The organism is Clostridium guangxiense, from assembly GCF_021043395.1.
GTDB lineage: Bacteria > Bacillota > Clostridia > Clostridiales > Clostridiaceae > Clostridium_S > Clostridium_S guangxiense.
In genome coordinates, this window is record NZ_JAJNKE010000004.1 from 84,188 (window position 1) to 102,981 (window position 18,794).

Genomic DNA, 18,794 nt, shown 5'->3' on the forward strand with positions numbered 1-18,794 from the left:
TGTTTTATAAAATAAACTATACATTTATAAAGTTCTATTCTGCTAATTGTTCTCCCTGTCTACCTTCAATTACTGCATCAGCCATTTTAGCTGTTATCAATTTTACGGCTCTTATAGCATCATCATTACCAGGTATTACATAATCCACTTCATCTGGATCACAATTTGTATCTACAATAGCAACAACAGGAATTCCTAAAATTTTAGCTTCAGAAATAGCATTTTTTTCTTTTCTAGGATCTACTACAAATAATGCTCCTATGTTTTCTTGTTGCATATTTGTTATACCACCTAAATTTTTAACAAGTTTTTCTTCTTCACCTTTTAAAAGTGTAACCTCTTTTTTAGGTAAAACTTCAAATGTTCCGTCTTCTTCCATCTTCTTTAAATCTTCTAATCTTTTAATTCTAGTTTTTATAGTATTAAAGTTAGTTAACATTCCACCTAACCATCTATTATTAACAAAATGCATTCCACTTCTTACAGCTTCTTCTGAAATAGCTTCTTGAGCTTGTTTCTTTGTACCTACGAAAAGTACATCTTTTCCTTCCTCTGAAACACTTTTAATGAAATTATAAGCTTCATCAATTTTCTTTACAGTTTTCTGTAAATCAATTATGTATATTCCATTTCTTTCTGTAAAAATGTATGGAGCCATTTTTGGGTTCCATCTTCTAGTTTGGTGACCAAAATGTACACCTGCTTCTAATAATTGTTTCATTGAAATAACTGACATAAAATTTTTCCTCCTTAAAATTGGTTATTACCTCCACTATCTTTTAATGTAAATCACCTTATTAAAATAAATTTTAAAAGGCACCGATTTACAAATTGGATAATGTGTGTATTTTTACTCTAAGTAGTATATCATATAGCAATTGCTTAATCAATACATTTTATTTTATTTTTTTTAATTCATCCATAAGCTTATCATTTAATATCTTTATATGGGTTCCCTTCATTCCAAGTGATCTAGATTCAATAACTCCTGCACTCTCAAATTTTCTAAGAGCATTTACAATAACTGAACGTGTTATGCCTACTTTATCTGCTATTTTAGAAGCAACAAGTAATCCCTCATCTCCATCTAATTCGTTGAATATGTGTTCTACAGCTTCTAATTCAGAATACGACAGTGTTCCTATTGCCAATTGAACAACGGCTTTTTTTCTTGCTTCTAATTCAATTTCATCATTTTTAGATCTTAAAATTTCAAGTCCAACAATAGTAGCGCTATATTCTGATAAAACTAAATCATCATCATTAAATTGTTTATCAAACCTTGCAAGCAAAAGTGTTCCTAATCTTTCTCTGTTTCCAATTATAGGAACTATAGTTGAAATTTTATCATTAAGTCCACATTTAGCCCCATCTTCAAAAAAGCATGTTCCATTACTATGTATATTAGCACTAGTTTCATAAGAGTTTAGTAATTTATTATTGTATAACTCAGGGAATTTCATTTCACTTATAAAATAATTTTTTACAATTTCACATTCAAATCCGCTGGAAAAATTGTATCCTAGTATTTTTCCCTTTCTGCTTATAACATATACATTACATTCAAGCACATTACTCAAAAGTTTACATATATCATTAAAAACCACAGGTTCTGCACCAGTTTTTTGAAGTATCTTATTTAGCATTCGTGTTTTATTCAATAGTGTAGGCATTAGTATTCCTCCGTTTATTTATACATTATTTTAAAGTTTGCTATCAATTTAAAATATTATAACTTTTCTTAACATTTCGAATTGAACGTAAAACCATTAAAATAATATCACAATAAATTTTAAAATTCAACTAAAATTCTATAAGATTATACTCCAAAGCTAATAAAATGAACCTACATTAATTATTATCCAAATTTTTTATGTGTTTACACTCACTATTTGAACATTCAAGATATTCACCTTTTGATTTACTACTTTTCTTAACCATATAGCTTCCACATTCTGAGCATTTCTCGTCTGTAGGTTCAAACCAGCTGACAAAATCACACTCTGGATAGTTACTACATCCATAAAATTTTCTTCCTTTTTTACTTTTACGTACAACTACCTTGCCACCACATTTTGGACAGCTTACCTTAAGTTCTTCCACAATAGGTTTTGTATTCTTGCAGTCAGGATATCCAGGACAAGCTAAAAAATCACCAAATCTACCATGCTTTATAACCATATTTTTTCCACACTTATCACACTTTATATCTGTAACTTCATCTTCTATTGTTATTTTAGCAACTTCTTTTTCAGCAACCTCAATAGACTTTTCAAGTGGTTTAAAATATTCATCTACGACTTTATTCCAATTTTCTTTTCCTTCTTCTATGTTATCAAGCTTATTTTCCATATCAGCAGTAAATTCTACATCAACAATCTGTTTGAAATATTCACTAACTATATTATTTACAATATTTCCAAGTTCTGTTGAGTATATAGTCTTTTTTTCTTTTCTTACATATTTTCTATCCAGTAAAGTTGAAATTATAGGTGCATAGGTACTTGGTCTTCCTATACCATTTTCTTCTAAAGTTTTAACTAAAGATGCTTCACTAAATCTTGCAGGTGGTTGTGTAAAATGCTGCTTACCATCAATTTTCTTGGCAATCAAAATTTCGTTTTCGGATAATGAAGGTATCTTTTGACTATCTTCTTCATCTTCAGTTATATATTTATAAATCTTCATAAAACCCTCAAACTTTATACTGCTTCCTGTAACTCTAAAGGTATAATCATTATTACTTACATCAACAGAAATACTATTTAGAATACAATTTGCCATTTGACTTGCTATAAATCTACACCATATCAAATTATAAAGCTTATACTGGTCATCCTTTAAACTTGCCTTGACCTTATCCGGAGTAAGATCTATATAGGTAGGTCTTATAGCTTCATGTGCATCCTGAGCATTTTTCTTTCCTTTATATACTTTAAACTTTTCTGGAAAATACTCTTTCCCATATTCAGAAACTATGAAGTCACGTGCAGCATTTTGAGCTTCTGAAGCTACTCGTACGGAATCAGTTCTCATATAGGTAATAAGTCCTATAGTTCCATGCCCTTTTACCTCTACACCTTCATAAAGCTGTTGTGCTATTGACATTGTTCTTTTTGTAGAGAAATTCATTTTTCTATTGGCATCCTGCTGCAACGTGCTTGTTGTAAATGGTGGAAGAGAATTCTTATTTTTTGTTCCATTTTTTATTTTTAATACCTTGAATTCTCCATTTTTAATCTCTTCTATAATCTTATCATTTTGTTCCTTATTTATTACATTTATCTTTTTTCCTTTGTAAGAAACAAGCTTTAACACAAATGATTTACTGCTTTTATTTTTACTAACTTCACATTCAATAGTCCAATATTCTTCAGGTTTAAATTCATTAATTTCCTTTTCTCTATTGCAAATCATTTTAAGCGTAACTGATTGAACTCTACCTGCACTAAGTCCCCATTTAACTTTTCTCCATAAAATAGGACTAATTTTATATCCAACTAATCTATCTAACACTCTTCTTGCTTGTTGAGCATCTACAAGAGAAGAATTTACCTTTCTTGGGTTTTTGATTGCATTCTTAACAGCATTTTTAGTTATCTCATTAAATTCAATTCTGCATTTTTCACATTCATCAATTTTAAGCACTTTTTCTAAATGCCAAGATATAGCTTCCCCTTCTCTATCAGGGTCGGTTGCAAGATAAATTTTATCACACTTTTTAGCTACTTTTCTTATTTTATCTAAAAGTTCGCCCTTACCTCTTATAGTTATATATTTAGGTGCATACTCATTTTCAATATCTACTCCTAAAGTGCTTCTAGGTAAATCTCTTACATGTCCCATTGACGCTTCTACAATATAGTTACTTCCAAGATATTTTCCTATAGTTTTAGCTTTAGCAGGTGATTCAACTATTACTAATTTTTGTCCCATCTTATCCCCTCCAAAATTCTGTCTTAAAGATATTAAATATATTATTTAAAAGCGTTGTTTATTTTTACGTAATAATTCCCGCTTAGACATAAAATTTCATTTTTTAACTGCATTTCAAATAATAACGCATATAACTCCTTAATGTCAATATTAGTTAATCTTCTAATATCATCTACATGCATTGGAACATCTGTAATAAGGTTATATAATTTTTTTTCTTCTGGTTTTTGAAATTTTATTTTTTCTGCATAATTATCATAACTATTATATTTAACTTGCAAACCTAAAATGTCAAATATATCGCTAGATTTTGTGATTGAATGGGCACCTTCTTTTATTAACATATTAGTTCCAAGACTCGTCTTTGAAAAAACCGAACCGGGTACAGCTGCAACATCTTTTCCTTGATCAAGTGCTGCATTTGCAGTTATAAGTGATCCGCTTTTAATTCCAGCTTCAACTACTACGATTAAATCACTTAATCCACTTATAATTCTGTTTCTAACTGGGAAATTATATGGCATTGGTTTTGTATTAGGTTCATATTGTGAAATTATACACCCCTTGTCAACAATTTTGCAATATAGTTCCTTATTTTCTCTTGGATATATTACATCTGCACCACATCCGAGTACAGCACATGTAAATCCATTATTCTCAAGACATTGTGTATGAGCATAAGTGTCTATTCCCTTTGCCATTCCGCTTATAATTCCAATGCCCTGCTTCACTAAATCCTTCAATAATATTTTAGTAATATCAAAACCATAACGAGTGCAATTACGTGAACCAACGACACCTACATTAGTACTTATGCTGTTTATTTTTTTTATATTACCCTTATAAAATAAGCCAAATGGCATATCATCGTAATTCTTTAATATTTTAGGATAATCCTCTTCGTAATAAAAGACCACTTTTATCTCTTCTTTTATCATCTCCTGCTTAATTTCATTTATTCTATCCTTATCATAATAAAATTTCTCCATGTTCTTATTTTCATTAATAAACCTATACCATATTTCCTTCGTATCTTTAAACTCCCTTATTAATTTTAATTTTTCTTTATTAGATGCATTAATAGTTGTAAACCATAAATCATAATCGTTCATAATCTTAATTACCTCTACAATTTTTTTATTAATTCTAAACATAAATATTTTTTTTATTCAAAATAAGCTGAATATAAATACATATACTGTCAATAATTTCGTTAGAGGTGATTAATATTGGCTATAGTAATAAATTCAGCCGCACTATCAGGCATAAATGCATTTATAGTTTCCGTTGAAGTTGATATAACAAGAGGATTGCCATGCTTTAATATTGTTGGTTTAGCTGATACCGCTGTAAGAGAATCAAAAGAACGTGTACGTTCTGCAATAATAAATTCAGGCTTTAACTTTCCAGTCAAAAGGATTACTGTAAATTTAGCTCCAGCCAATTTGCGAAAAGAAGGATCATTATATGACTTACCTATTGCCATTGGCATATTAATAGCTACAAAACAAATAGCTTTTGACACTTTAAACGAATACATATTACTAGGTGAATTATCTCTAAACGGAAATATAAATCCTGTCAATGGTGCTCTAACTATTGTTTTAGAAGGATTATCAAATGGATATAGCAACTTCATAGTTCCACTAAAAAATGCTGAAGAATGTTCAATCACTGAAAAATCTCAAATATATCCCTTTGAAAATCTAACTCAACTTATAAATTTTATAAAATATCGTGACATGCTTCCTTATCACAGAAATCAAGCAAAATCCAAATTTAGATATACTCTTGATTTTTCTGATGTTTCAGGTCAAACTGCGTGTAAGAGGGCAATTGAAGTTGCTGCTGCGGGAAAGCACAATATAATTTTACTTGGTCCCCCTGGTTCAGGCAAAACCATGATGGCTAAAAGGATACCCTCTATACTTCCAAATCTTAGTTACAAAGAAGCAATTGAAATTACTAAATTGTACAGTATATGTGGTCAACTAAATGACAATAATTTAATTGCAAGAAGACCTTTTAGAAATCCCCATCATACCTGCACTAAGACCAGCCTTATTGGTGGAAGTGCAAAATTAATACCTGGTGAAGTTTCTTTAGCTCATACTGGAATACTATTTTTAGATGAAATGCTTGAATTTAATAAAAATGTTTTAGAGGCTCTAAGACAGCCTCTTGAAGATAAAGCTGTTATGATATCAAGAACTTCTGGAACCGTAATATACCCTTGTAATTTCATGCTTGTTGGAGCTCTTAATCCATGCCCATGTGGTTTTTATGGTTCTTCTAGAGAATGTACTTGCACAGATTATGATAGAAAGAAATATCTTTCTAAATTATCTGGTCCTTTACTTGATAGAATTGATATTTTTACTTTTGTAAATGATATAAAATACAGTGATTTAACAAACAACAAATTTGAAAACGAATCCTCTAAAACTATACGTAAGAGAATAAATGATGCAAGAATGATACAAAAAGAAAGATTTAGCAAATGCAATTTTTATTGTAATTCGGATATGAGATCAGAAGATATAAAAAAATATTGTAAACTCGATTCTAAAACTTCATCAATTCTTGAACTTGTATACAATAAATATCACTTAAGCATAAGAGCGTATAACAAAATATTAAAGGTTTCTCGTACAATAGCAGATCTAGATAAAAAAGAAAATATAGAAAGAGAACATATACTCGAGGCTATACAATATAGGAATTTTTTAAATGAAAATATTATTTAATATTGAGCTATGTTTTAAATAGGTGTTGATTTTTATGCTTATTTAACACATAACCTAATGTTTTTATAATTTGAAAGGAATAAAAACTTAATGTACAAAAAAACAATAGGTAACTATGGCGAAGAGGTAGCAAAGGAACATCTTGAAGAAAGTGGTTATACTATCCTAGACAGAAACTTTAGATGCCGAACAGGTGAAATTGATATAATTGCTGAAAAACATCATATAATAATTTTTGCCGAAGTAAAAAGCCGTTATAATTCTCTCTACGGAAATCCTTGTGAATCAGTAAATTACTTAAAAAGATTAAAAATATATAAGACTGCTAAATTTTATATTATAAAAAACAACCTTATGAATTTTGATTTTAGATTTGATGTTATTGAAATTATTCTCAATTATAAAAACAATAAAAAATGTATAAATCATATAAAAAATGCATTTCAAATATAAAAATTTGAAATGCATTTTTTATATAGGAGGATGTGAGAAAAGGTATTCTACAGGTTTTAATTCGCCCTGCTCATTAAAAAACTAACTTTTTCACTTATGTGAAAAGTGAAGGGTTTGACATAGCTTTGCTTGTCAAAGGTGAAGGTTTTTGCCACGGCAAAAGGTTAAGGAATATTTTTCTCCGTTTCTCTACGAAAAATAAATAATTTAAATACGTTAAAGATTTTCCGTAGGGAAACGGAGAAAAATCAACCTTAGCTTTTTATTGAAGATAAAAAAGTTCACCTTTTACGTGCACAGCACCGTAAAACCCTTCACTATAGTGCTCGACAAATTCCAGTTTATCAGGATAAATTTGGAGATTGCAATTTTCAAGTTTCACATTGTCTATCTATAATATTCTTCAAAAAGCTCATTCTATGTATTGGACAAATTCCATACTTTTTGATTGCTTCAATATGTTCTATTGAACCATATCCAACATTATGTTCAAAACCATACTGCGGATATTTTTCAGCGTATTTATGCATTAAATTGTCTCTATATACCTTAGCTATAATAGAAGCACATGCTATACTTGCGCTTTTAGCATCGCCTTTGACAACAAAGTTATTTCGAATGTTTAATCCCTTAACCGCATAGCCATCTGATATTACTAAGGCTGGTTTTTTGTTTAATTTTGAGCAAGCAATTTTAAAGATTTCATTATTACACCATGCTATTCCTTTTTCGTCAATTTCCTTATTGTCCAATCCTGCAATTTCATAGCTTAATGCTTTTTCCTTTATAATTTCAGCCAATTCTTCTCTTTTTTTAGAAGATAATTTTTTAGAATCATTTATTCCAAGTATTATATCATCCTCTAATGCATTAAGGTCAAGCACAACAGCAGCTCCTACAATTGGTCCTGCAAGAGGGCCTCTTCCAACTTCATCTACACCAGCTATAATAATATCTCCAAAATTTTTATCAAAGTCATACATTCCCTGTACTCTTTTTATTTCTTTTTCTTTTTTATCTTTGTTTTTTAATATTTGTTTACCCAAATTACTTACATTTTTTCTGTGGTCTTTAATTAAAAAATCAGCTGTTTGAAGTTGCCCTACTTCATCTTTTAAAGACACATACTGCTTAATATCCTTAAAACTCATTTTTAGGAAATCCAAATACATCACGGCCTCTCCAAAGATATATTTCCAAGCTTACCATCTCTAAATTCGTCAAGCAACATAATTGAAACCCTGTTATAGTCTATTTCTCCACCTTTCAAAAGAGCTCCTCTTTTTCTTGCTATGTTCTCCATATTTTCAAGCGGATTTTCATAAATTTCTTCAAGTTTATATCTTTGTTTAATTTTTTCACTATAATTTTTCTGAAGAAATTCAACTAGCTTTAAAGCTAACTCCTCTGTATCCAATATTTCATCTTTAATGGCGCCAGTAAAAGCTAAGTCAATGCCTACATTTTCATCTTTAAATTTAGGCCATAATATTCCTGGCGTATCCATTAATTCAATTCCTATATCAGTTTTTATCCACTGCTTACTTTTAGTAACTCCTGGTTTATTACCTATTTTTGCAATATTATTTTTAGCCATTTTATTTATAAAAGAAGACTTGCCTACATTAGGTATACCTACAACCATTACTCTTATTACATGATTTTGTATTCCTTTGTTTTTAAGCCTTTCCAATTTATCTTTCAGAATTAAGTTTAAAGCTGATTTTATTTTGTTAAGTCCTTTACCATTAAGACAATTTACTGGTAAAACATTTATTCTATCAGTAGATAAATATTTAACCCACTGCTTATTAATAGCATCTTCTGCTAAATCACATTTATTGAGAAGAATTAATCTTGGCTTATTAGCACAGATTTTATCTATCTCAGGATTAGCACTTGACTTTACAATTCTAGAATCTCTTATCTCAATTACTGCATCTACTAATTTTAAATTTTCTGTTATTTCTCTTCTTGTTTTAGCCATATGACCTGGAAACCAATTTATAGAACTAATCATATTACCTAACCCTTTCTATCTTATTAAAAGGATAAATTCTGAGCAATTCTTTTCCTATTATAAGCTTATCATTTACAAATCCAACTTCATCTTCAAATCTACTATCAAGGCTGTTATATCTATTATCACCAAGGACAAACACTGAATCCTTAGGCACAGTTGCTTCTTTATAGTTATGAATTCTATAATCTTGAATGACCTCATCATTTCCATCTATAAAATAGGCATAAGGTTCATTTATCTTTTTACCATTAACGTAAACTCTATCATTTGATATTTTTATCTTATCTCCAGCAACCGCAATAACTCTTTTTATAAATTTCTTGCTAGTGTCACTTGGATATTTAAATACTATGATGTCACCTCGCTCAGGCTTTTTAAAACGATATGATACTTTTTCTATTATTAGTCTATCATTATTATGAAGAGTGCTGTACATGGAAGTTCCATCAACACTTACTGTTTCAAACACAAACATTATAATAAGTGCTGCTACTATTAATGCAACCACTAATGTCTTTCCAAGTTGAAGTAACTGCTTAACCATTTTTTTCCACCACCATGATAATAAAAAAGGGACTTGCGGCCCCTATTTTTGTATTATTTCTTTTACTTTTGCAGCTTTACCTACTCTATCTCTTAAATAGTATAGTTTAGCTCTTCTTACTTTACCTTTTCTTACTACTTTGATTGTATCAATTATAGGAGCATTTAAAGGAAATGTTCTTTCAACACCAACTCCGTAAGCTACTCTTCTTACAGTGAAAGTCTCTCTTAATCCACCATTTTGTCTTTTTATAACAGTGCCTTCGAAAGCTTGAATTCTTTCTTTTTCACCTTCTTTGATTTTAACATCAACTCTAACAGTGTCTCCTACGTTAAAATCTGGTAGATCTTTTCTTATTTGTTCTGCTTCAATATTTTTTATTACTTCTAACATGTGCATTCCCTCCCACGGATAAATTTGACGTTCGTGGATTTCTCTTTAAATCCAGAGGACCGCCCGTACTAGCACAAAGTGTATTTTATCATAAAAACCAGTATATTGCAACACTAAAAATTCACCTAATAACTTTTTAAGTTACTTATTTTCTTTAAGTATTTTTTTATCTCCTTCACTTAAAACAACTTTTTTAAGCAAATCTTTTCTCTTTTTCATAGTAATTAAAAGAGATTCTTTCCTTCTCCACTTTTTAATATTTTCATGATGACCAGAAAGTAAGATCTCTGGGACCTTTTCTCCTTCAAAAACCTCTGGCCTTGTGTATTGAGGATATTCAAGAAGTCCGCTATAAAAAGACTCATCAATATAACTTTCACTTGTTTTTAAAACACCTGGAAGCATTCTACAGATGCTATCCACTATAGGAATGCATGCCATTTCCCCACCTGTTAAAACAAAATCACCAAGTGAAACTTCTTCATCAATATATTTATATACTCTTTCGTCTATTCCTTCATAGTGACCACATAATATAATAATTTCATTTTCTTTACTTATATCTTTAGCCATATTTTGGTCAAACTTTTTACCTTTAGGTCCCATAAAAATAACTTTGCCGCTATTACTATCTTTTACTCTTTTTATACAATCAACTATTGGTTGAGGAGTCATAACCATGCCTGCCCCCCCTCCATATGGATAATCATCAGTTTTTTTATGCTTATTTAAACTATAATCTCTTATGTTATGTGTATTTATTTCAACTATATTATTTTCCCGTGCTCTTCCTATTATACTGTAGTTAAACACATCAAACATTTCAGGAAATAGTGTTAATATATCTATCTTTAGCTTTCTTTCCATGTATCAACAGCCCTTATAACTATTTTACTATTATTTATATCTATGCTAACTATAATATTTTTAAGAACGGGAATTAAGAGATCCTCCATGTCTTTCCTTTTTACCCAATACACATCATTATTTTTAGTACTGATCACATCATATACTTTGCCTAAATATTCTTCATTTTCATCAAATACACTGCAGCCTTTAATATCTGCAATAAAGTACTGACCTTCTTTTAACTCTGCAGCTTGTTCTCTAGGCACCCTAATATATTTATTTTTTAGTTTAAAAGCTTCTTCCATGCTTTCTATACCATCTAACTTTAATATTACTTTATCAGGTTGGATTTTGCACCATTTTATTTTTTTTACTTCATCATCTATATATACTTCCCTTAGCTTTCTAAAGCGCTTAATATCATCCGTTAGTGGATAAACTTTAACTTCTCCCTTTACACCATGAGTGTTTATAATTTGACCTACATTAAAAAATTCTGTCAATTTTAATTACCTCCACAAAACACATTTAAACATAAAGTAATTATATTACACATCTAAACAATTATCCACTAATTCAATAAAATGTATGTATACATGACATATAATTATTCTTTACACAAACTACCATTTTTATACACCTCATACATAATAAATTTAGGAGGGCGTCACCCTCCTAAATTTTGATACATCTATAACAAAATTATTTTAAAAATATAAGAGTTAGCAAGCTAACCCTTATATTATCTCAACAACAACATGTTTATTATCTTTTACAGCTGCTGCTTTCACAACAGTTCTTATAGCTTTCGCTATTCTACCCTGTTTTCCTATTACTTTACCCATATCCTCTGGTGCAACTTTTAGTTCAAGTATTATTGATTGTTCTCCAGTAACCTCAGTGACCTGAACTTTATCCGGACAATCAACCAATGACTTAGCTATAGTCTCTAGTAATTGCTTCATGTAACACACCTCCAATTACTATTTTGCTGCTATACCACCTTTGTTTAAAAGTTTTTTTACTGTGTCTGATGGTTGAGCACCATTTTTTATCCATGTTTTTACTTTTTCTTCATCAAATTTAACAGTAACAGGATCTGTAGTTGGATTGTAATATCCTAATTCTTCTATGAATCTTCCATCTCTTGGACTTCTAGAATCAGCTACAACTATTCTGTAAAAAGGAGCTTTTTTAGCACCCATTCTTTTTAATCTTATTTTAACTGCCATGTAATATTCACCTCCTTCACATATTGCGAAACCATTTTAGTCAAAGTAAGCACAAAGCTGCACATGACATGTTTTCACTAACTTAAGTATTTATACTAAAAAGGAAAGTTTCCAAACAAACCTTTTTTAGACATTTTTTTGCCATTTTTAAATTGTTTTGTAAATTTTTTAATCATTTCAAATTGTTTTAAAAGCTTATTAACTTCTTGTATTGTAGCTCCAGAACCTTTAGCAATTCTCCTTTTTCTTGATGAATTTGAACTTACAAGAGCTGGATTCTTTCTTTCCTTAATGGTCATAGAGTGAATAATTGCTTCATATCTTTTCATAGACTTCTCGCTTTCAGAAAAGTCTATATTTTTCATAGCACCCGTATTAACTCCAGGAAGCATTTCCATTATTTTGCTAAGCGGTCCCATCTTTTTCATTTGATCTACATAACTAAGAAAATCATCAAAATTAAAATCTTGACTCATCATCTTATTTCCAAGTTCCTTGGCAGTATCTTCGTCGATAGCAGATTGAGCTTTTTCGATTAGAGTCAATACGTCTCCCATGCCAAGTATCCTTGATGCCATTCTTTCTGGATGAAATACTTCTAAATCATTCATTTTTTCGCCAATTCCAGCAAACTTAATAGGTTTACCAGTCATAGCTCTAATTGAAAGTGCTGCACCGCCTCTTGTATCTCCATCAAGCTTAGTTAGTATAACACCTGAAATATCAAGTTTATCATTAAAGCTATCTGCTACATTTACAGCATCTTGACCTGTCATAGCATCTACAACAAGCAAAATTTCATCAGGCACAACCTCACTTTTTATGTTTGAAAGTTCATTCATAAGTTCTTCATCTATGTGAAGTCTTCCTGCCGTATCAATTATAACTGTATTCAGGTCATTTTCCTTAGCATACTTCAAAGCCGCCTTAGATATATCAACAGGATTAACTTTATCACCCATTGAAAAAACTGGAATATCGATGGATTTTCCAACAACCTCAAGCTGTTTTATAGCTGCCGGTCTATATATATCACCAGCAACTAAGAGTGGTTTTTTATTTTTATTTTTCTTTAAGTTAAGTGCAAGTTTACCACACATTGTAGTTTTTCCAGCACCTTGAAGACCTACGGCTAAAAAAACCGTGATTCCATTATCCTTAAAATTAAGTTTGCTTTCGCTTCCACCCATTAAAGCTGTAAGCTCCTCATTAACAATCTTTATTACCTGTTGAGCAGGAGTAAGGCTTTCCATAACTTCCTTACCAAGACACTTATCTCCCACTTTCTTTATAAAATCTTTAACAACTTTATAGTTTACATCCGCTTCAAGAAGTGCAAGCTTAACTTCTCTCATAGCATCTTTGATATCTTTTTCAGAAAGTTTCCCCTTTCCCCTAAGCTTTTTCATTGCATTTTGCAACTTAGAGGCTAATCCTTCAAAAGCCATGTTAAACCTCCTTTTCAATTACAGCATAAAACTATATTTGTTCTAATTTATTTTCAATATCGTTAATTATATTTAGAATTTTATCATCTTCAATTTTACATTTTACTTTAACTAAATCCTCTTTTATGCTCTTTTTTAAGTTTTCACTTTTATCATATTTGCTGAGCAATTGAAGATTTTTTTCATAACCAATTAAAGTTTTATGACATCTTCTTATAATATCATAAATTGCCTGCCTTGTAGTAGTGGTTAATTCTGATATTTCAGACAGAGATAAATCATCATCATAATATAACTTCATAATATCTCTTTGCTTATCTGTAAGCAAACTTCCATATACACCGAGCAACATAGATAAATAAACTCTTTCTTCCACACAAATCACCAACTCATAAAATTATAATACCAGAAAAGCATATGTGTGTCAAGTATTTTTACTTAACACACATATATAATTTTATCATTTACAATTTTAAAAAATTGATTGTATAATAATTAAAATAGAGCTTCTACAAAAGCTTCAGGATCAAATTCTTGAAGATCATCTATACCTTCTCCAACTCCAATAAGCTCAACTGGAATTCCAAGAGAATGCTTAATCGAAATAACAACTCCACCTTTAGCTGTTCCATCAAGCTTTGTCAATATTATGCCATCTATTTTACATACCTCCATAAATTCCTTAGCTTGTATAACTGCATTTTGTCCTGTAGTTGCATCTAAAACGAGGAGTGTCTTTCTAACGCTTTCACTGAACTCTCTATCAATCACCCTATTTATTTTTCCAAGTTCATTCATAAGATTTTTTTTATTGTGAAGCCTTCCTGCAGTATCACATATTAAAATATCAGCTTTTCTTGCCTTTGTTGCTTGAATTCCATCAAAAATTACAGCTGACGGATCTGAGCCTTCTTGATGTTTTATTATATCTACCCCTGCTCTTTTACTCCATATCTCAAGCTGATCTATAGCCGCAGCTCTAAAGGTATCTGCGGCGGCCATAACAACTTTATAATTTTTGTTTTTTAACTTAGCCGATATTTTTCCTATAGATGTTGTCTTTCCCACACCATTAACCCCTATAACTAAAATAGTTTCTGGAACCTTTTCAGGAATTAAGGTTCCTTTATCATTTCCAAGAATCTCAACTATAACTTTCTTTAAGTATGTGTTTACAAGCTGTGGGTCTTTTACTTTTTCTTCCTTTATAACCTTTCTTAATCTTTCTATTATGTACATTGAAGTTTCTATACCTATATCTGAAGTAACCAAAATTTCTTCAATTTCATCATACAAATCATCATCAATCGTTACAGTTGATTTTAAAACCTCACCTATTTTATCTGTAAAGTTATTTTTTGTTTTTGCAAGTCCATTTTTTAGTTTATTAAAAAATCCATCAAACATTAAAATTCTCCTTTACTATAGATAAAGCAGTTCAACTAACAAAATCAATTTTCATAAAAATGCTCAAAAGATACCATTTTGGTACAAATTAATTTTGAAGTTTCAAGTGATTTATCTTTATTAATATAAATTTTTATTTAAATCTACAGAAACAATTTTGGATACTCCCTTTTCCTCCATGGTAACACCATATAATATATCACTAGCTTCCATAGTTCCTTTTCTATGAGTAATTACTATAAACTGTGTGCTCTTTGAAAACTTTTTTAAAAACTCAGCATATCTAAATACATTTGCATCATCAAGCGCTGCCTCAATTTCATCAAGTATGCAAAAAGGACTTGGTTTCATCTTTAATATTGCAAACAAAAGTGCTATAGCCGATAATCCTTTCTCTCCTCCAGACATTAAATTTATATTTTGAAGCTTCTTTCCAGGCGGCTGAACATTTATCTCTATATTACATGTAAGTTCGTCCTCTCCTGAAAGTATTAGATCTGCACTTCCACCCTTAAATAATTCCCTAAAAGTTTCTTTGAAATTTTCTCTAAGCTTTTCAAAATTTTCTTTAAAAACAGTTCTCATTTTATCTGTCATTTCTTTTATAACTTTAAAAAGCTCTTCTTTGGCATTATCCAAATCCTCTTTTTGTGAAAGCATAAAAGTGTACTTTTCTTTTACATCTTTATACTCCTCTATGGATGCAACATTTACTGTGCCAATTTCTCTTATCTGATTGTTTAAATAATTAATTCTATTCCTATAGCTACTTATATTTCCTAAGTTCTCTTTAAAACTAAGAGCTTCTGCATAAGTAATTTTAAAATCATCATTTAACTTATTATAGTAGTTTTTGTTCTCTGTATCTAACCTTGTTAGCGTAATTTCATATTTATGTTTTTCAATTTCTTTATTCTCTATTATAGAATTAAGACTTTCTATTTTACCACTATTAGTCTTTATATCTTCTTTTATCTTTATGCTTAGAATTTCACTTTCCTTTAACTCATCTTCTAATTTCTTTATTTCTTTTTCAATTTCAATAAGCTTGCCTTTATTAATTTTTATTTTTCTCTCAGCTTTTTCCTGATTTTGCTTACTCTCTTCATACTCATAATTAAGCTTCTTCTCTTCGTTTTCTGTATTTTCGATTTCCTCGTTATATCTATCTAGCTCCTTTTTTCTTGACAAAACAATTTCATCAATTTGAGCCTTTTTCACTTTAAGGGAAGTTATTTCTTCATTCAATTTTGAAATATTTTGATTCTCATTTTTTATATAGTTTTCTAATTGCTCTATTTTACTATTATTAGCTTTTTCTTCATTACTAAGTTTCATCAATATTAATTTATTTTCTTCAAGCTTTTTTATTTTATTCTCAATGTGTTTATTTGTTATAATTATTTCCTCATTTGAAACTTCATAGTTTTTATTTAACTTATTTGTATCCATATCTATAGATTTAATTCTTTCCTCGATCTTTGTAATTTCTATATTATCATTATGCATTAAATCCACTATATCTAAACACATATCGTCTAGCTTTTTCACAGAAGTCTTATTAGAATTTATTTTTGATGAAAGTGATTTTATTTCCATGGAAATTTTTTCTATTTCAGTAGAATACTCGTTTATTTCTCTTTTTCTGCTTATAACACTTACAGACTTATTATAAACACTTCCTCCTGTCATAGAACCTCCTGGATTAATAACTTCACCACCAAGAGTAACTATCTTAAAAGAATATCCACTTTTTTTAGCTATACTTAAAGCCTTATCCATATTTTCTGCAATTACAGTTCTTCCCAAAGTATAATCCAAAGCAGGTAAAAAGAGAGCTTCATAACTAACAAGTTCACTAGCTATGCCTATAAATCCATCTTGTCTTTTTATTTCCTCATTAACTTGAAGTTTACGGCTTTTTAATATATTAAGAGGTAAAAAAGTTGCTCTTCCAATATTATTAATTTTAAGATATGCTATAAGTTTTTTAGCTATAATTTCATCCTTTGTAACAACATCAGAAATAGCACCACCTAAAGCTATTTCTATAGCAATTTCAAATTTCTTTTCTACAGATATTATGTCACCTAATACAAAACACTTTTCCTTAGCTTCAGAAATCAAACCTTTATTAATGTGAGTCATAAGGTTTTTTACTGACCTATTATATCCTTCATATTGCTTTTCAAGATTAATTAAAGCATTTTTATTTGCTTCATTTTTATTGTAGTCTAAATTTAAATGTTTAAGCTTTTCTTCATCAGAAGCAATCATTTTATTTAAAGCCGAAATTTCTTTTTTGTGACTTCTTATTTCTTCCCTATGCTGTACCACTTTTTCTTCTATTTCTGATTTTTTTTCTTGAAGCATAATTTTAGTATTATTATTTATTTTTATTGAATTCAAATGACTTTCATTAGCAGCTTTTATATTTTCAGCCTTAACTTTAAAATCTTCTATCTCTTTTTCTAAAATAACTGCATTATTTTTATTTTCAGATATTGTACTTATTATTTCTATAGCATCATTTTTATACTTCTTAACCATACTTTCCTGATCCTTAAAGCTATTTTCAGCTTCATCCTTAAGTTTTTCAGATAAAGCAAGTCTTTCACAAATATCTTGCTGTTTAATTTTCTCTTCATCAAAAATTTTGCTGTAATCTTTGTATTTATTTTTAAATTCACTAAGCTTTACTTTTGATGCCTTAATTTGATTTTCTATTTTATTAATAGCTTCATTAAAATTATTTACTCTTTCATTAAGTAAATCTATTTCAGAAGTTACTTTTTGATACTCTGATTTGTTCTCATAATAAGCATTTCTTTTATCAGAATAATCGGCTTCAAATTTATTCAATTCATTTTCAGCTTCATCTTTTTTCTTTTGGAATTCACTTTTTTCAATTAAACTAGCTTTTATATTATTTTCTACATTTTCTAGTTCTTTTTTCACCTCAGAAATCTTAATATTCATTTCATTAATTGAATATATTAACATATTGATTTCTTTTGTTTTAAGCTCGCCAGACAAAGCAACAAATTCATGTGCTTTTTCACTTTCTACTCTGAGTGGCTCTATTCTCTCTTCATAAGTGCCAAGTATATCTCTAATCCTAACCAAATTTTGCTCTGTATTTTGAAGTCTCTTTTCAGCCTCTTCTTTTCTAGCCTTAAATTTTACTATTCCAGCAGCTTCTTCAAGTATCCCTCTTCTCTCTTCTGGTTTTCCACTCAAAACAGCTTCTATTTTACCTTGTCCTATTATAGAGTATCCTTCTTTTCCTATACCAGTATCCATAAAAAGCTCTTGTATGTCCTTAAGTCTGCATTGTGTATTATTTATATAGTATTCACTTTCACCAGATCTATAAAGCCTTCTTGAAACTGTAACATCGGAATAATCTATGTTTAAAAGTTTATCATTATTATCAAGCGTTAATGATACTTGCGCTAATCCAACAGGCTTTCTATATTGAGTTCCAGCAAATATTACATCCTCCATTTTTCCGCCTCTTAGGCTCTTAACACTTTGTTCACCAAGAACCCATCTTACGGCATCTGAAATATTGCTTTTCCCACTTCCATTAGGTCCAACAACAGCGGTAACTCCATCTTTTAATTCTAATTCAGTTTTATCTGCAAAGGATTTAAATCCTCTTATCTCAATAGATTTAAGAAACATAAAAGCACTCTCCCACTCTAACCTTTAAAAGCAAATGTTGGCAACAAACTTAGCATCATTGCTAATACAATAACA

Annotated in this window: 18 protein-coding genes; 2 read left to right on the forward strand and 16 right to left on the reverse strand. The window is 29.7% G+C overall.

Annotation, left to right across the window (positions count from 1 at the left end; translation table 11 throughout):
* Positions 1–34 precede the first annotated feature (34 nt).
* The 4 genes from rpsB to dprA form a co-directional block, all read right to left on the reverse strand.
* Complete coding sequence (rpsB, locus tag LQK79_RS04715) at positions 35–736, reverse strand: 30S ribosomal protein S2 (RefSeq protein ID WP_231015722.1); 702 nt, start codon at positions 734–736, stop codon at positions 35–37.
* Positions 737–896: 160 nt separating this feature from the next.
* Positions 897–1,673 (reverse strand): GTP-sensing pleiotropic transcriptional regulator CodY, encoded by a 777-nt coding sequence (codY, locus tag LQK79_RS04720; RefSeq protein ID WP_231015723.1) that lies wholly within the window; start codon positions 1,671–1,673, stop codon positions 897–899.
* A gap of 178 nt (positions 1,674–1,851) precedes the next feature.
* Entirely contained in the window at positions 1,852–3,936 is a 2,085-nt protein-coding gene (gene topA / locus LQK79_RS04725) for a type I DNA topoisomerase (protein WP_053241882.1), read from the reverse strand.
* A 41-nt stretch (positions 3,937–3,977) separates the two neighbouring features.
* Positions 3,978–5,048 carry a DNA-processing protein DprA gene (gene dprA / locus LQK79_RS04730; protein ID WP_231015785.1) on the reverse strand — a complete coding sequence of 357 codons (1,071 nt, stop codon included), beginning with the start codon at positions 5,046–5,048 and terminating at the stop codon, positions 3,978–3,980.
* Between the two features lie 117 nt (positions 5,049–5,165).
* Between dprA and LQK79_RS04735 the strand changes: the two genes are divergently transcribed.
* The gene (locus tag LQK79_RS04735) at positions 5,166–6,683 is read left to right on the forward strand and encodes a YifB family Mg chelatase-like AAA ATPase (RefSeq protein WP_231015724.1); all 1,518 of its coding nucleotides are present in this window, start codon (positions 5,166–5,168) and stop codon (positions 6,681–6,683) included.
* A gap of 90 nt (positions 6,684–6,773) precedes the next feature.
* A complete protein-coding gene (locus LQK79_RS04740) occupies positions 6,774–7,136 on the forward strand; it encodes a YraN family protein (protein ID WP_231015725.1) in 363 nt (120 codons plus the stop codon).
* A 371-nt stretch (positions 7,137–7,507) separates the two neighbouring features.
* On the opposite strand, the gene LQK79_RS04745 is transcribed toward LQK79_RS04740, so the two are convergent.
* From LQK79_RS04745 to smc, 12 genes are all read right to left on the reverse strand, one after another.
* Complete coding sequence (locus LQK79_RS04745; protein ID WP_231015786.1) at positions 7,508–8,287, reverse strand: ribonuclease HII; 780 nt, start codon at positions 8,285–8,287, stop codon at positions 7,508–7,510.
* Between the two features lie 20 nt (positions 8,288–8,307).
* Positions 8,308–9,156, reverse strand: coding sequence for a ribosome biogenesis GTPase YlqF (gene ylqF, locus LQK79_RS04750; protein ID WP_231015726.1), 849 nt, complete (start codon positions 9,154–9,156; stop codon positions 8,308–8,310).
* A gap of 1 nt (position 9,157) precedes the next feature.
* The gene (gene lepB / locus LQK79_RS04755; RefSeq protein ID WP_231015727.1) at positions 9,158–9,703 is read right to left on the reverse strand and encodes a signal peptidase I; all 546 of its coding nucleotides are present in this window, start codon (positions 9,701–9,703) and stop codon (positions 9,158–9,160) included.
* A gap of 42 nt (positions 9,704–9,745) precedes the next feature.
* Positions 9,746–10,096, reverse strand: a complete 351-nt coding sequence (gene rplS, locus LQK79_RS04760; protein WP_053240828.1) for a 50S ribosomal protein L19 — start codon at positions 10,094–10,096, stop codon at positions 9,746–9,748.
* Positions 10,097–10,237: 141 nt separating this feature from the next.
* Positions 10,238–10,963: a tRNA (guanosine(37)-N1)-methyltransferase TrmD gene (trmD, locus tag LQK79_RS04765; protein ID WP_231015728.1), complete on the reverse strand. Its 726-nt coding sequence runs from the start codon at positions 10,961–10,963 to the stop codon at positions 10,238–10,240.
* On the reverse strand, positions 10,948–11,448 hold the full coding sequence (rimM, locus tag LQK79_RS04770) for a ribosome maturation factor RimM (protein ID WP_053240827.1): 501 nt from the start codon (positions 11,446–11,448) through the stop codon (positions 10,948–10,950). Before rimM ends, trmD begins: the two co-directional genes overlap by 16 nt.
* Before the next feature lie 234 nt (positions 11,449–11,682).
* Positions 11,683–11,910 (reverse strand): KH domain-containing protein, encoded by a 228-nt coding sequence (locus LQK79_RS04775; protein ID WP_053240826.1) that lies wholly within the window; start codon positions 11,908–11,910, stop codon positions 11,683–11,685.
* A gap of 18 nt (positions 11,911–11,928) precedes the next feature.
* Positions 11,929–12,177, reverse strand: a complete 249-nt coding sequence (gene rpsP / locus LQK79_RS04780; protein WP_053240825.1) for a 30S ribosomal protein S16 — start codon at positions 12,175–12,177, stop codon at positions 11,929–11,931.
* Positions 12,178–12,272: 95 nt separating this feature from the next.
* Entirely contained in the window at positions 12,273–13,625 is a 1,353-nt protein-coding gene (ffh, locus tag LQK79_RS04785; RefSeq protein WP_231015729.1) for a signal recognition particle protein, read from the reverse strand.
* 31 nt (positions 13,626–13,656) lie between these two features.
* Positions 13,657–14,001, reverse strand: coding sequence for a putative DNA-binding protein (locus LQK79_RS04790; protein ID WP_231015730.1), 345 nt, complete (start codon positions 13,999–14,001; stop codon positions 13,657–13,659).
* Positions 14,002–14,120: 119 nt separating this feature from the next.
* Positions 14,121–15,032 (reverse strand): signal recognition particle-docking protein FtsY, encoded by a 912-nt coding sequence (ftsY, locus tag LQK79_RS04795; RefSeq protein WP_231015731.1) that lies wholly within the window; start codon positions 15,030–15,032, stop codon positions 14,121–14,123.
* Positions 15,033–15,152: 120 nt separating this feature from the next.
* Positions 15,153–18,719 (reverse strand): chromosome segregation protein SMC, encoded by a 3,567-nt coding sequence (smc, locus tag LQK79_RS04800; RefSeq protein WP_231015732.1) that lies wholly within the window; start codon positions 18,717–18,719, stop codon positions 15,153–15,155.
* Positions 18,720–18,794: the final 75 nt, after the last annotated feature.

Excerpts from the sequence above, each read along its gene's own strand:
- rplS (WP_053240828.1), bottom strand. The coding sequence starts at position 10,096 with ATGTTAGAAGTAATAAAAAATATTGAAGCAGAACAAATAAGAAAAGAT.
- ftsY (WP_231015731.1), bottom strand. The coding sequence starts at position 15,032 with ATGTTTGATGGATTTTTTAATAAACTAAAAAATGGACTTGCAAAAACA.
- rpsB (WP_231015722.1), bottom strand. The coding sequence starts at position 736 with ATGTCAGTTATTTCAATGAAACAATTATTAGAAGCAGGTGTACATTTT.
- LQK79_RS04745 (WP_231015786.1), bottom strand. The coding sequence starts at position 8,287 with ATGAGTTTTAAGGATATTAAGCAGTATGTGTCTTTAAAAGATGAAGTA.
- topA (WP_053241882.1), bottom strand. The coding sequence starts at position 3,936 with ATGGGACAAAAATTAGTAATAGTTGAATCACCTGCTAAAGCTAAAACT.
- ylqF (WP_231015726.1), bottom strand. The coding sequence starts at position 9,156 with ATGATTAGTTCTATAAATTGGTTTCCAGGTCATATGGCTAAAACAAGA.
- codY (WP_231015723.1), bottom strand. The coding sequence starts at position 1,673 with ATGCCTACACTATTGAATAAAACACGAATGCTAAATAAGATACTTCAA.
- LQK79_RS04740 (WP_231015725.1), top strand. The coding sequence starts at position 6,774 with ATGTACAAAAAAACAATAGGTAACTATGGCGAAGAGGTAGCAAAGGAA.
- smc (WP_231015732.1), bottom strand. The coding sequence starts at position 18,719 with ATGTTTCTTAAATCTATTGAGATAAGAGGATTTAAATCCTTTGCAGAT.
- lepB (WP_231015727.1), bottom strand. The coding sequence starts at position 9,703 with ATGGTTAAGCAGTTACTTCAACTTGGAAAGACATTAGTGGTTGCATTA.
- trmD (WP_231015728.1), bottom strand. The coding sequence starts at position 10,963 with ATGGAAAGAAAGCTAAAGATAGATATATTAACACTATTTCCTGAAATG.
- dprA (WP_231015785.1), bottom strand. The coding sequence starts at position 5,048 with ATGAACGATTATGATTTATGGTTTACAACTATTAATGCATCTAATAAA.
- LQK79_RS04775 (WP_053240826.1), bottom strand. The coding sequence starts at position 11,910 with ATGAAGCAATTACTAGAGACTATAGCTAAGTCATTGGTTGATTGTCCG.
- ffh (WP_231015729.1), bottom strand. The coding sequence starts at position 13,625 with ATGGCTTTTGAAGGATTAGCCTCTAAGTTGCAAAATGCAATGAAAAAG.
- rpsP (WP_053240825.1), bottom strand. The coding sequence starts at position 12,177 with ATGGCAGTTAAAATAAGATTAAAAAGAATGGGTGCTAAAAAAGCTCCT.